This window comes from Pseudomonas sp. GYB4201, from assembly GCF_056312595.1.
Window position 1 is genome coordinate 131,065 of sequence record NZ_JBWGIG010000005.1, and the last position, 14,150, is coordinate 145,214.

The following is a 14,150-nucleotide window of genomic DNA, read 5'->3' on the forward strand; positions in this document are numbered from 1 at the left end:
CGAGTGTCTTTGATCGCTTCTGACCAATTCCGCATCGTTGTCGGCCTCGGCAAGAGCGGCATGTCCCTGGTGCGCTTCCTGGCGCGCCGGGGCATTGCCTTTGCCGTGGCCGACACGCGCGAGAATCCGCCGGAGCTGGCGACGTTGCGCCGTGACTACCCGCAGGTTGAAGTGCGCTGTGGCGAGCTGGACGTGGAATTCCTGTGCCGCGCCAGCGAGCTGCTGGTGAGCCCCGGCCTGGCCCTGGCCACGCCGGCGCTGCAGCAGGCCGCTGCCCGTGGCGTGCGGCTGTCGGGTGACATCGAGCTGTTCGCGCGTAACGCGCAGGCGCCCATCGTCGCCATCAGCGGCTCCAACGCCAAGAGCACCGTCACCACCCTGGTCGGCGACATGGCGGCTGCGGCCGGCAAGCGCGTGGCCGTGGGCGGCAACCTCGGCACCCCGGCCCTCGACCTGCTGGCCGATGACGTCGAGCTGTACGTGCTGGAGCTGTCGAGCTTCCAGCTGGAGACCACCGACCAGCTCAACGCCGAAGTGGCCACCGTGCTGAACATCAGCGAAGACCACATGGACCGCTACAGCGGCCTGCCGGCGTACCACCTGGCCAAGCACCGGATCTTCCGTGGTGCCCGCCAGGTGGTCTACAACCGCCAGGACGCCCTGACCCGGCCGCTGATGGGCGAGGGCCTGCCGTGCTGGACCTTCGGCCTCAACAAGCCAGACTTCAAGGCCTTCGGCCTGCGCGAAGAGAACGGCCAGAAGTACCTGGCGTTCGAATTCCAGAACCTGATGCCGGTCAGCGAGTTGAAAATTCGCGGCTCGCACAACCAGGCCAATGCCCTGGCCGCGCTGGCCCTGGGCCACGCCGTGGGCCTGCCGTTCGAGCCGATGCTGGCCACCCTGCGTACCTTCGCCGGCCTGGCGCACCGCTGCCAATGGCTGCGCGAGCGTGACGGCGTGAGCTACTACGACGACTCCAAGGCCACCAACGTCGGTGCCGCCCTGGCGGCCATCGAAGGCCTGGGCGCCGACATTGACGGCAAGCTGGTGCTGGTCGCCGGTGGCGACGGCAAGGGCGCCGACTTCTCCGGCCTCAAGGCCCCGGTTGCCGCCCACTGCCGCGCCGTGGTGCTGCTGGGCCGCGACGCCGAGCTGATCGCCGATGTGCTGGGCGACGACGTACCGCTGGTGCGGGTCAAGACCCTCGACGAAGCCGTCGAACAATGCGCCGCCCTGGCCCAGCCCGGCGATGCCGTGCTGCTGTCGCCGGCCTGCGCGAGCCTGGACATGTTCAAGAACTACGAAGAGCGTGGGCGCCTGTTCGCCCAGGCCGTGGAGGGCTTGTCATGATCTTTGGCGTGATCAAGCCTTACCCGTCGCCGCTGATCACTGGCCGCGGCATCGACGTCGACTTCCCGATGCTGGCCGGCTGCCTGGCGCTGCTGGGCCTGGGCCTGGTGATGATTACCTCGGCGTCGTCCGAAGTGGCCGCCGTGCAATCGGGCAACCCGCTGTACATGATGATCCGCCACCTGGTGTACCTGGTGCTGGGCCTGGGCGCCTGCGGCGTGACCATGATGATCCCCATCGCCACCTGGCAGCGCCTGGGCTGGATGATGCTGCTGGGCGCTTTCGGCCTGCTGGTGCTGGTGCTGGTGCCGGGCATTGGCCGCGAGGTGAACGGCTCCATGCGCTGGATCGGCTTCAGTGCGTTCAACGTGCAGCCCTCGGAGGTGGCCAAGGTCTTCGTGGTGATCTTCCTGTCGGGCTACCTGATCCGCCAGCAGAAGGAAGTACGCGAGACCTGGATGGGCTTCTTCAAGCCGTTCATCGTGCTGCTGCCCATGGCCGTGCTGCTGCTGATGGAACCCGACTTCGGCGCCACCGTGGTCATGATGGGCGCCGCAGCGGCCATGCTGTTCCTGGGTGGCGTTGGCCTGTTCCGCTTCGCCCTGATGGTGGTGCTGGCGGTGGCCGCGGTGTTCATCCTGGTGCAGGCGCAGCCGTACCGCATGGCCCGTCTGACCACCTTTACCGACCCCTGGGCCGACCAGTTCGGTTCCGGCTACCAGCTGACCCAGGCGCTGATCGCCTTCGGTCGCGGCAGCTGGCTGGGCGCCGGCCTGGGCAACAGCGTGCAGAAGCAGTTCTACCTGCCTGAAGCGCACACCGACTTCGTGTTCTCGGTATTGGCCGAAGAGCTGGGCGTGGTCGGTTCGCTGTGCACCGTGGCGCTGTTCGTGTTCGTGTGTATTCGCGGCATGTACATCGGCGTCTGGGCCGAGCGCAGCAAACAGTTCTTCGCCGCCTACATGGCCTACGGCCTGTCGTTCCTGTGGATCGGCCAGTTCCTGATCAACATCGGCGTGAACGTCGGCCTGCTGCCGACCAAGGGTCTGACCCTGCCGTTCCTCAGCTACGGGGGTAGCTCGCTGGTGATCTGTTGTGCCTGCCTGGGGTTGCTGCTGCGCATCGAATGGGAGAGCCGCACGCACCTTGGCAGTGAGGAAACCGAGTTCAACGAGAGCGACTTCGCAGAGGAGCCAGCCCGTGGCCGGTAACGTATTGATCATGGCTGGCGGCACCGGCGGGCACGTGTTCCCGGCGCTGTCCTGCGCCCGTGAATTCCAGGCCCGTGGCTACACCGTGCACTGGCTGGGCACCCCGCGTGGCATCGAGAACGAACTGGTGCCCCAGGCTGGCCTGCCGTTGCACCTGATCAACGTCGCCGGGCTGCGGGGCAAAAGCAAGCTGTCGCTGCTCAAGGCGCCGTTCGTGCTGGTACGCGCGCTGCTGCAGGCGCGCAAGGTGATGCGCCAGCTCAAGCCGGTGTGCGTGGTGGGCTTCGGCGGCTACGTGACCGGCCCTGGTGGCCTGGCCGCGCGCCTGTGCGGCGTGCCGGTGATCGTCCACGAGCAGAACGCCGTGGCCGGCACCGCCAACCGCCTGCTGGCGCCGCTGGCCGCGCGTATCTGCGAGGCCTTCCCGAACACCTTTGGTGCCTCGGCCAAGCGCCGCACCACCGGCAACCCGGTGCGCCCCGAGCTGTTCCTGGAAACCCCGCGCCAGGCCCTGGCCGGCCGCCGGCCACGCCTGCTGGTCACCGGTGGCAGCCTGGGCTCGGAGCCGTTGAACAAGCTGATCCCCGCCGCGCTGGCGCTGGTGCCCGAGGCCATTCGCCCGGAAGTGTTCCACCAGTGCGGCAAGCTGCACGGTGACGTCACCACCCAGCGCTACCGCGACGCCGGTATCGATGCGCAGGTGGCGCCGTTCATCAAGGACATGGCCCAGGCCTATGGCTGGGCCGACATGGTGGTGTGCCGTGCCGGTGCGCTGACCGTCAGCGAGCTGGCCGCCGCCGGGCTGGCCTCGGTGCTGGTGCCCTTGCCCCACGCCATCGACGACCACCAGACCCGCAACGCCGAATATCTGGCCCGTGAAGGCGCTGCCTTCCTGATGCCACAAGCGACAACTGGCGCAGCCGAGCTGGCTGAACGCCTGAACGAGGTTTTGATGCAACCGGAAAAACTCAACACCATGGCGAGCACCGCACGCCGCCTGGCCAAGCCCGATGCAACCCGTACCGTCGTCGACGTCTGCCTGGAGGTGGCCCATGGTTGAGAATCAGAAAGCCATGCCACAACCGGAAATGCGCCGCATCCGTCGCATCCACTTCGTCGGCATCGGCGGCGTGGGCATGTGCGGTATCGCCGAGGTGCTGCTGAACCTGGGCTACCAGGTGTCGGGCTCCGACCTCAAGGCGTCGCCGGTCACCGAGCGTTTGCAGTCGTTCGGCGCGCAGATCTTCATCGGCCACCGCGCCGAGAACGCCGCCACCGCCGACGTGCTGGTGGTGTCCAGCGCCGTGAACACCTCCAACCCGGAAGTGGCCACCGCCCTTGAGCGCCGCATTCCCGTGGTGCCGCGCGCCGAGATGCTCGCCGAGCTGATGCGCTACCGTCACGGCATCGCCGTCGCCGGTACCCATGGCAAGACCACCACCACCAGCCTGATCGCCTCGGTGTTCGCCGCCGGTGGCCTGGACCCGACGTTCGTGATCGGCGGCCGCCTGAACGCCGCCGGCACCAACGCGCAGCTGGGCACCAGCCGCTACCTGATCGCCGAAGCCGACGAAAGCGACGCCAGCTTCCTGCACCTGCAGCCGCTGGTGGCCGTGGTCACCAACATCGACGCCGACCACATGGCGACCTACGGTGGCGACTTCAACAAGCTGAAGAAAACCTTCGTCGACTTCCTCCACAACCTGCCGTTCTACGGCCTGGCCGTGGTGTGCCTGGACGACCCGGTGGTGCGCGAGATCCTGCCGCAGATCGCCCGTCCGACCCTGACCTACGGCGTCAGCGAAGAAGCCGACGTGCGCGCCATCAACATCCGCCAGGAAGGCATGCTGACCTACTTCACCGTGCTGCGCCGCGACCGCGAGCCGCTGAACGTGTCGGTGAACATGCCCGGCAACCACAACGTCCTCAATGCGCTGGCGACCATCGCCATCGCCACTGACGAAGGCGTCAGCGACGAGGCCATCGTTCAGGGCCTGTCGGGCTTCCAGGGCGTGGGCCGGCGCTTCCAGGTGTACGGCGAACTGCCGGTGGACGGCGGCAGCGTGATGCTGGTCGACGACTACGGGCACCACCCTACCGAAGTGGCCGCGGTCATCCGCGCCGTGCGCGGTGGCTGGCCGGAGCGCCGCCTGGTGATGGTCTACCAGCCGCACCGCTATAGCCGTACCCGCGACCTGTACGACGATTTCGTCCAGGTGCTGGCCGACGCCAACGTGCTGCTGCTGATGGAGGTCTACCCGGCCGGCGAAGAGCCGATCCCCGGGGCCGACAGCCGCCAGCTGTGCCACAGCATCCGCCAGCGCGGCCAGCTGGACCCGATCTACATCGAGCGCGGCGTGGAACTGGCCCCACTGGTCAAGCCACTGCTGCGTGCCGGCGACATCCTGCTGTGCCAGGGCGCCGGCGACATCGGCGGGCTCGCCCCGCAATTACTGAAAAGTCCGTTGTTCGCCGCTGAAAAGGCCGGCGAGGGGAAATTGAAATGACAGCCAGCACCACTTCCTCCCTGCTATCGACCATTGCCCCGAAGGACTTCGGGCGCGTGGCCGTGCTTTACGGCGGCAAGAGCGCCGAGCGGGAGGTTTCCCTGAAGTCCGGCGCTGCCGTGCTTGAAGCCCTGCAGAGCGCCGGCGTGGACGCCTTCGGCCTGGACGTGGGCGACGACCTGCTGGCGCGCCTGCAAAGCGAGAAGATCGACCGCGCCTTCGTCATCCTCCACGGCCGTGGCGGTGAAGACGGCAGCATGCAAGGTCTGCTGGAGTGCCTGGGCATCCCCTACACCGGCAGCGGCATCCTGGCTTCGGCCCTGGCCATGGACAAATTGCGCACCAAGCAGGTGTGGCAAAGCCTGGGCCTGCCAACCCCGCATCACGCGGTTTTGGCCAGCGAGGCAGATTGTATTTCCGCAAGTGCGGAACTGGGCTTCCCTTTGATCGTCAAACCGGCCCATGAAGGTTCAAGTATCGGTATGGCCAAAGTGTCCAGCGTCGAAGAATTGATCGGCGCATGGAAAGCGGCCAGCACCTACGACTCGCAAGTCCTGGTCGAACAATGGATTCAAGGTCCGGAGTTCACCATTGCGACCCTGCGTGGCCAGGTCCTGCCGCCAATCGCCCTGGGCACCTCGCACTCGTTCTACGACTACGACGCCAAATACGTGGCCAACGATACCCAGTATCGAATCCCGTGCGGCCTCGACGCCACCCGCGAACAAGAGCTGATCGACCTCACGGCCCGTGCCTGTGACGCCGTCGGCATTGCCGGCTGGGCCCGCGTCGACGTCATGCAGGACGAGCAGGGGCGTTTCTGGCTGCTGGAAGTCAACACGGCCCCAGGCATGACCGACCACAGCCTGGTCCCCATGGCAGCTCGCGCTGCCGGCATCGATTTCCAGCAACTGGTGCTGGCGATCCTGGCCGACAGCGTAGAGGCGCGAGGGTAAACCCATGAACGGCGCGACGCTTCGTCATCAGCAACCCGTACCCGGCCGCAGCAAGCCGGTGCCCCGTGGCGCCAGCCGCATGGTGGCCGACGAGCCCATGGGCGCACGGGTACGCAAGGCCAATTTCAGCTTCCTGAAGAAGCTGTTCTGGCCCGTGCTGCTGGTGGCATTGGGCGTCGGCACCTACGAGGGCGCCATCTACCTGATGCCCTACGCCGACCGGCCGATCACCAAGATCAACGTGCAGGGCGACCTCAGCTACATCAGCCAGCAGGCGGTGCAGCAGCGCATCGCCCCGTACGTGGCGTCGACGTTCTTTACCATCGACCTGACCAGCATGCGCACCGAGCTTGAGCAGATGCCGTGGATCGCCCACGCCGAAGTTCGCCGGGTGTGGCCTGACCAGGTGGTGATCCGGCTGGAAGAGCAGCTGCCCGTGGCCCGTTGGGGGGACTCGGCACTGCTCAACAACCAGGGTGAGGCGTTTGCGCCGCGCGAGCTGGCCAACTACGAGCACCTGCCACAGCTGGTGGGGCCGCAACGCGCCCAGCAGCAAGTGATGCAGCAGTACCAGGTGCTGAGCCAGATGCTGCGGCCCATGGGCTTCTCCATCGTGCGGCTGGAGCTGCGCGAGCGGGGCAGCTGGTTCCTCACCACCGGCGCAGGAAGCGCAGGTCCCGGCATCGAGCTGTTGCTGGGGCGTGACCACCTCGTCGAGAAAATGCGCCGTTTCATTGCCATTTACGACAAGACCCTGAAAGACCAGATCACGAATATCGCAAGCATCGACCTGCGCTACGCCAACGGCCTGGCCGTGGCCTGGCGTGACCCGAATGCGAAGCCGACGGCCCAAGCCGCCGTCGCGAAGAATTAAGAAGAGGCAGGACCATGGCAAACGTGCAAAGCGGGAAAATGATCGTCGGTCTGGACATCGGTACCTCCAAGGTGGTGGCACTGGTGTGCGAAGTGGCGGATGACGGTTCGCTGGATATCGTCGGGATCGGTACCCACCCCTCGCGCGGCCTGAAGAAGGGCGTGGTGGTGAACATCGAGTCCACGGTGCAGTCGATCCAGCGGGCGGTGGAAGAAGCCCAGCTGATGGCGGGCTGCCGTATCCACTCGGCGTTCGTCGGCATTGCCGGCAACCACATCCGCAGCCTCAATTCCCACGGCATCGTCGCCATCCGCGATCGCGAAGTCAGCAGTGCTGACCTGGAACGCGTGCTGGACGCCGCCCAGGCCGTGGCCATCCCGGCTGACCAGCGGGTCTTGCACACCCTGCCGCAGGATTACTCCATCGACAACCAGGAGGGCGTGCGCGAGCCCCTGGGCATGTCCGGCGTGCGCCTGGAAGCCAAGGTCCACGTGGTCACCTGCGCCGTCAACGCCGCGCAGAACATCGAGAAGTGCGTGCGCCGCTGCGGCCTGGAAATCGACGACATCATCCTCGAGCAGCTGGCCTCGGCCTACTCGGTGCTGACCGACGACGAGAAAGAGCTGGGCGTGTGCCTGGTGGACATCGGTGGCGGCACCACCGACATCGCCATCTTCACCGAAGGCGCCATCCGCCACACCGCGGTGATCCCGATCGCCGGCGACCAGGTCACCAACGACATCGCCATGGCGCTGCGTACCCCGACCCAGTACGCCGAAGAGATCAAGATCCGCTACGCCTGCGCCCTGGCCAAGCTGGCCGGCGCCGGCGAGACCATCAAGGTGCCAAGCGTAGGCGACCGTCCGCCGCGCGAACTGTCGCGCCAGGCCCTGGCCGAAGTGGTCGAGCCGCGCTACGACGAGCTGTTCACCCTGATCCAGGCCGAACTGCGCCGCAGCGGCTACGAAGACCTGATCCCCGGCGGCATCGTGCTCACCGGTGGCACGTCGAAGATGGAAGGCGCGGTCGAACTGGCCGAAGAAATTTTCCACATGCCGGTACGCCTGGGCGTACCGCATTCGGTTCGCGGGTTGGCAGATGTCGTGCGCAACCCGATTTACTCGACCGGCGTGGGCCTGCTGATGTACGGGCTGCAGAAGCAGAACGATGGCACCACCCTGACCGGCTTGAGTAACAGCAACAGCTATGGCGATGAACCCAAGGCACCTGTGCTGGAAAGATTGAAACGTTGGGTTCAAGGCAACTTCTAAGTTTCCGATTTAAAGCTTCAAAGGCAGTAGTAGGCGCTAAAACTAGAGAAAGGAGAGGGAACATGTTCGAACTTGTAGACAACATCCCGCAAAGCCCGGTAATCAAGGTTATCGGTGTGGGTGGTGGCGGCGGCAACGCGGTCAATCACATGGTCAAGAGCAACATCGAAGGCGTCGAGTTCATCTGCGCCAACACCGATGCTCAGGCCCTGAAGAACATTGGTGCGCGCACCATCCTGCAACTGGGCACCGGCGTGACCAAGGGCCTGGGCGCTGGCGCCAACCCTGAAGTGGGCCGCCAGGCGGCACTGGAAGACCGCGAGCGTATCGCCGAAGTGCTGGTGGGTACCAACATGGTCTTCATCACCACCGGCATGGGTGGCGGTACCGGTACCGGTGCTGCGCCGATCATCGCCGAAGTGGCGAAGGAGATGGGCATCCTGACCGTTGCGGTCGTGACCCGTCCGTTCCCGTTCGAAGGCCGCAAGCGCATGCAGATCGCCGACGAAGGCATCCGCGCGCTGTCGGAAAGCGTCGACTCGTTGATCACCATCCCCAACGAGAAGCTGCTGACCATCCTGGGCAAGGACGCCAGCCTGCTGTCCGCGTTCGCCAAGGCTGACGACGTGCTGGCCGGTGCCGTGCGCGGTATCTCCGACATCATCAAGCGTCCGGGCATGATCAACGTCGACTTCGCCGACGTGCGCACTGTGATGAGCGAGATGGGCATGGCCATGATGGGCACCGGCTGCGCCAGCGGTCCGAACCGTGCGCGTGAAGCGACCGAGGCGGCCATCCGCAACCCGCTGCTCGAAGACGTCAACCTGCAGGGCGCCCGCGGCATCCTGGTGAACATCACCGCAGGTCCTGACCTGTCGCTGGGTGAATACTCCGACGTGGGTAGCATCATCGAGGCGTTCGCATCCGACCACGCCATGGTCAAGGTCGGTACCGTGATCGACCCGGACATGCGCGACGAGCTGCACGTGACCGTGGTTGCCACGGGCCTGGGCGCGAAGATCGAGAAGCCGGTGAAAATCATCGACAACACCCTGCAGGCCGCCAGCCAGCAAGCTGCCGTACAGCAGCCCGCTCGTCAGGAACTGCCGTCGGTGAACTACCGCGACCTGGACCGTCCTACCGTGATGCGCAACCAGGCACACGCAGGCGCGGCACAGGCTGCCAAACTCAACCCGCAAGACGATCTGGACTACCTGGACATCCCGGCATTCCTGCGTCGTCAGGCCGATTGATGGAATTTATCAGGGCTATGAAGGTGATTGGTGTTCAGCAAAGGCCGGGTCTGCTATTATCGCCAGCCTTTGTTGATACCAGTTCGCAATTTGCGCTGAAGCGGCCAATGCCATGATTAAACAACGCACCCTGAAGAATATTATCCGTGCCACCGGTGTCGGCCTGCACTCTGGGGAGAAGGTATACCTGACCCTCAAGCCGGCACCCGTGGATACTGGCATCGTTTTCTGTCGTGCCGACCTGGATCCAATGGTGCAGATTCCTGCGCGAGCGGAAAATGTCGGCGAGACCACGATGTCGACCACTCTGGTCAACGGCGATACCAAGGTAGACACGGTTGAGCACTTGCTCTCGGCCATGGCTGGCCTGGGCATCGATAACGCCTACGTCGAGCTCTCCGCGTCCGAAGTCCCGATCATGGATGGTAGTGCAGGACCCTTCGTATTCCTGATTCAATCTGCCGGCCTGGAAGAACAGGACGCAGCCAAGAAATTCATCCGCATCCTGCGCGAAGTGACAGTGGAAGATGGCGACAAGCGCGCCACTTTCGTGCCATTCGACGGGTTCAAGGTGAGCTTCGAGATCGATTTCGATCACCCTGTGTTCCGCAACCGCACCCAAAGTGCCAGCGTCGACTTCTCCAGCACGTCCTTCGTGAAGGAAGTCAGCCGCGCCCGCACCTTTGGTTTCATGAGTGACATCGAGTACCTGCGCAAGCACAACCTCGCACTCGGCGGCAGCGTTGAAAACGCTATCGTGGTCGACAAGGACGGCGTGCTGAACGAAGACGGTCTTCGCTACGAAGACGAATTCGTCAAGCACAAGATCCTGGACGCCATCGGTGACCTCTACCTGCTGGGCAACAGCCTGATTGGTGAGTTCCGTGGCTTCAAGTCCGGCCATGCGCTGAACAACCAGCTCCTGCGCAAGCTCATCGAGCAGAAGGATGCCTGGGAAGTGGTGACTTTCGAAGATGCCAGCACGGCACCGATCTCTTACATGCGTCCCGTGGCGGCAGTGTAAGTCGAACACTCTCTTCTCTAGATGTTCTTGAGGCCACCTTCGGGTGGCCTTTTTTATGCCTCGCGATCACCGCCCGTAGCCGCTGCCGAAGGCTGCGCTGGCTCTGTGCCTCGCTGGAGATTTTCAGGGTTCACGCCGGCCAGCGCAGCCTTCGGCAGCGGCTACACCAGCTTCAGGGCTTGGGCTTGCCCGCATGCGCCGCCAGGCGCTCCAGAGCGGCCTTGAGCTTGGGGTCGGTGATGCCTTCGGCGGTGGACTGGATGTTTTCCGCCGACTGCGCGGACAGGTCGATATTGCGGCCGCCGGTGCTGCGCTGCAGCGTGGGCGGCTGCACCTTGAACTGGATGCGCGTCAGGCTGGCGAACTCGGCCAGGGCCTGCAGGTCGCGCTGCAGGCGCTTCTGCTGGTAGCGCAGGCGTGTAGCCCAATGGCCATCAGTGACAATCAGTAGCAGGCAGCCTTCACGCCATGACGCCACGTAGCAGTGCGGGCGGGCAGCCGGCTGCAACTGGCTTTCGAACAGCCGTTGCAGGTGCGACAGGCGCTGGGCCTGGCTGAACAGGGCCTTGAGGGGCTTGGCTTCGCGCAGCAAAACGCCGGGCGCCCGGGCGGGAAGGGGGCGGAAGGCCATAGGGGAAACCTGAAATTGCAGAGCCGCCATGGTAGCAGAAAGGGCCCGTTTCCCGCCGGCTGTTACATAACTTCTGCACCCCATGGGTTGAAGTTGGGAAAAAAGCCCTTATTGTAAAAAAGCCCCGTCAAAGCGCTGTGCCAGCATCGTGGAAATAACGCCACTTTCCTCCTCGCCGTTTCCGGGTAGAATGCTCGTTCGCATGCGGCCATGAGGGCTGCACGGGCGACTCACGGGGCCGCCCTCCATCCCTACGTGTGGAAGATCCTGCCGATATGTTTGCGCCTTTGTTAAAGAAACTTTTTGGAAGCAAGAACGAGCGTGAAGTCAAGCGCATGCTCAAGACGGTACAGATCGTCAATGCCTTCGAAGAGCAAATGGTGGCCCTCTCGGACGAGCAGCTGCGCGCCAAGACCGACGAGTTCAAGGCCCGCCTGGCAAAAGGCGAGACCCTCGACAAGCTTCTGCCGGAAGCCTTCGCGGTATGCCGCGAAGCGGGCAAGCGAGTCATGGGCATGCGCCACTTCGACGTCCAGCTCATTGGTGGCATGACGCTGCATGAAGGCATGATCGCCGAAATGCGCACCGGTGAGGGCAAGACTTTGGTCGCAACCCTGGCCGTGTACCTCAATGCACTGTCCGGCAAGGGCGTGCACGTGGTCACCGTGAACGACTACCTGGCTCGCCGGGACGCCAACTGGATGCGCCCGTTGTACGAATTCCTCGGCCTGACCGTGGGCGTCGTCACGCCTTTCGCGCCGCCTGAGGAAAAACGTACCGCCTACGCCGCCGACATCACCTACGGCACCAACAACGAGTTCGGTTTCGACTACCTGCGCGACAACATGGCGTTCAGCCTGGAAGAGAAATTCCAGCGCGAACTGAATTTCGCCGTGATCGACGAAGTCGACTCCATCCTCATCGACGAAGCCCGTACCCCGCTGATCATCTCCGGCCAGGCCGAGGACAGCTCCAAGCTGTACACCGAGATCAACCGCCTGATCCCGCGCCTGGAGCAGCACATCGAGGAAGTCGAAGGCCAGGTCACCAAGGCCGGTCACTTCACCATCGACGAGAAGTCCCGTCAGGTGGAGATGAACGAAGCCGGTCACCAGTTCGTCGAGGAAATGCTCACCCAGGTCGGCCTGCTGGCCGAGGGCGAGAGCCTGTACTCGGCGCACAACCTGGGCCTGCTGACCCACGTGTACGCCGGCCTGCGCGCCCACAAGCTGTTCCACCGCAACGTGGAATACATTGTCCAGGACGGCCAGATCCTGCTGGTCGACGAGCACACCGGCCGTACCATGCCCGGCCGTCGCCTGTCCGAAGGCCTGCACCAGGCCATCGAGGCCAAGGAAAACCTGAACATCCAGGCCGAGAGCCAGACCCTGGCATCGACCACGTTCCAGAACTACTTCCGCCTGTACAACAAGCTGTCCGGCATGACCGGTACCGCTGACACCGAGGCGTTCGAGTTCCACCAGATCTACAACCTGTCGGTCATGGTGATTCCGCCGAACAAGCCGCTGGCGCGCAAGGACTTCAACGACCTGGTCTACCTGACTGCGGACGAGAAATACGCCGCCATCGTCACCGATATCAAGGAAAGCATGGCCCAGGGGCGCCCGGTGCTGGTCGGTACGGCCACCATCGAAACCTCCGAGCACATGTCCAACCTGCTCAACCAGGAAGGCATCGAGCACAAGGTGCTCAACGCCAAGTTCCACGAGAAGGAAGCCGAGATCATCGCCCAGGCCGGTCGCCCGGGTGCACTGACCATCGCCACCAACATGGCCGGTCGTGGTACCGACATCCTGCTGGGCGGCAACTGGGAAGTGGAAGTTGCCTCCCTGGAAAACCCGACCCCCGAGCAGATCGCCCAGATCAAGGCCGATTGGCAGAAGCGCCACCAGCAAGTGCTGGAGTCGGGCGGCCTGCACGTGATCGCCTCCGAGCGCCACGAATCGCGCCGTATCGACAACCAGCTGCGTGGCCGTGCCGGCCGCCAGGGTGACACCGGTTCGAGCCGTTTCTACCTGTCGCTGGAAGACAGCCTGATGCGCATCTTCGCCTCCGACCGGGTGAAGAACTTCATGAAGGCCCTGGGCATGCAGTCCGGCGAGGCCATCGAGCACCGCATGGTCACCAACGCCATCGAGAAGGCCCAGCGCAAGGTAGAAGGCCGCAACTTCGACATCCGCAAGCAATTGCTGGAGTTCGACGACGTTGCCAACGAACAGCGTAAAGTCATCTACCACATGCGCAACAGCCTGCTGGCCGCGCAGAACATTGGTGACACCATCGCCGAGTTCCGCCAGGAAGTCCTGGACAGCACCGTCAGCGCCCACATCCCGCCACAGTCGCTGCCCGAGCAGTGGGACGTGGCTGGCCTGGAAGCGGCCCTGCTGAGCGACTTCGGCGTGAAGCTGCCGATCCAGCAGTGGCTGGACGAAGACGACCACCTGTACGAGGAAACCCTGCGCGAGAAGCTGCTGGCTGAACTGCTGGAGGCTTACAACGAGAAGGAAGAGCAGGCCAGCGCCGATGCCCTGCGTACCTTCGAGAAGCAGATCCTGCTGCGCGTGCTGGACGACCTGTGGAAAGATCACCTGCAGACCATGGATCACCTGCGTCACGGTATCCACCTGCGTGGCTACGCCCAGAAGAACCCGAAGCAGGAGTACAAACGCGAGTCGTTCACCCTGTTCCAGGAACTGCTGGACTCGATCAAGCGCGACACCATCCGCGTGCTGTCGCACGTGCAGGTACGCCGCGAAGATCCGGCCGAGGAAGAAGCACGCCTGCGCCGCGAAGCCGAGGAACTGGCTGCGCGCATGCAGTTCGAACACGCCGAGGCACCTGGCCTTGAAGCGCCGCAGCTGGTAGCCGAGGAGGGCGAAGATGTCGCCCTGGCCGCCGCCCCCGTGCGCAACGACCAGAAGCTGGGCCGCAACGAACTGTGCTGGTGTGGTTCGGGCAAGAAGTTCAAGCACTGTCACGGCCAGATCAACTGACGATCCGGCTCTGACCTGAAACATCCGCGCCGCGACCGGCTTCAGCCGTCGCGGCGTTT

11 protein-coding genes are annotated in these 14,150 nt (G+C 64.3%); 10 read left to right on the forward strand and 1 reads right to left on the reverse strand.

Annotated elements, in window-relative coordinates; all coding sequences use genetic code 11:
• Nucleotides 1-3: 3 nt before the first annotated feature.
• From murD to lpxC, 9 genes are all read left to right on the forward strand, one after another.
• A complete protein-coding gene (murD, locus tag AC0Z2B_RS06630; protein WP_476295648.1) occupies nt 4-1,350 on the forward strand; it encodes a UDP-N-acetylmuramoyl-L-alanine--D-glutamate ligase in 1,347 nt (448 codons plus the stop codon).
• A complete protein-coding gene (ftsW, locus tag AC0Z2B_RS06635) occupies nt 1,347-2,561 on the forward strand; it encodes a putative lipid II flippase FtsW (protein WP_416426832.1) in 1,215 nt (404 codons plus the stop codon). Before murD ends, ftsW begins: the two co-directional genes overlap by 4 nt.
• On the forward strand, nt 2,551-3,621 hold the full coding sequence (murG, locus tag AC0Z2B_RS06640; protein WP_416426830.1) for an undecaprenyldiphospho-muramoylpentapeptide beta-N-acetylglucosaminyltransferase: 1,071 nt from the start codon (nt 2,551-2,553) through the stop codon (nt 3,619-3,621). Before ftsW ends, murG begins: the two co-directional genes overlap by 11 nt.
• Nucleotides 3,614-5,068, forward strand: coding sequence for a UDP-N-acetylmuramate--L-alanine ligase (gene murC / locus AC0Z2B_RS06645; RefSeq protein WP_476295650.1), 1,455 nt, complete (start codon nt 3,614-3,616; stop codon nt 5,066-5,068). Before murG ends, murC begins: the two co-directional genes overlap by 8 nt.
• Complete coding sequence (locus AC0Z2B_RS06650) at nt 5,065-6,024, forward strand: D-alanine--D-alanine ligase (RefSeq protein WP_416426826.1); 960 nt, start codon at nt 5,065-5,067, stop codon at nt 6,022-6,024. Before murC ends, AC0Z2B_RS06650 begins: the two co-directional genes overlap by 4 nt.
• Before the next feature lie 4 nt (nt 6,025-6,028).
• Nucleotides 6,029-6,898, forward strand: coding sequence for a cell division protein FtsQ/DivIB (locus AC0Z2B_RS06655; RefSeq protein ID WP_416426824.1), 870 nt, complete (start codon nt 6,029-6,031; stop codon nt 6,896-6,898).
• 14 nt (nt 6,899-6,912) lie between these two features.
• Complete coding sequence (gene ftsA, locus AC0Z2B_RS06660; RefSeq protein WP_008365410.1) at nt 6,913-8,169, forward strand: cell division protein FtsA; 1,257 nt, start codon at nt 6,913-6,915, stop codon at nt 8,167-8,169.
• Nucleotides 8,170-8,231: 62 nt separating this feature from the next.
• A complete protein-coding gene (ftsZ, locus tag AC0Z2B_RS06665; RefSeq protein ID WP_416426822.1) occupies nt 8,232-9,422 on the forward strand; it encodes a cell division protein FtsZ in 1,191 nt (396 codons plus the stop codon).
• A gap of 112 nt (nt 9,423-9,534) precedes the next feature.
• Nucleotides 9,535-10,446, forward strand: a complete 912-nt coding sequence (lpxC, locus tag AC0Z2B_RS06670) for a UDP-3-O-acyl-N-acetylglucosamine deacetylase (RefSeq protein ID WP_008365412.1) — start codon at nt 9,535-9,537, stop codon at nt 10,444-10,446.
• 172 nt (nt 10,447-10,618) lie between these two features.
• Here the strand turns inward: lpxC and AC0Z2B_RS06675 are convergent, their stop codons facing one another.
• The gene (locus tag AC0Z2B_RS06675) at nt 10,619-11,077 is read right to left on the reverse strand and encodes a DUF721 domain-containing protein (protein WP_476295652.1); all 459 of its coding nucleotides are present in this window, start codon (nt 11,075-11,077) and stop codon (nt 10,619-10,621) included.
• A 275-nt stretch (nt 11,078-11,352) separates the two neighbouring features.
• Here AC0Z2B_RS06675 and secA point away from each other — a divergent pair, with 275 nt between their 5' ends.
• Complete coding sequence (secA, locus tag AC0Z2B_RS06680) at nt 11,353-14,091, forward strand: preprotein translocase subunit SecA (protein WP_476295653.1); 2,739 nt, start codon at nt 11,353-11,355, stop codon at nt 14,089-14,091.
• Nucleotides 14,092-14,150: the final 59 nt, after the last annotated feature.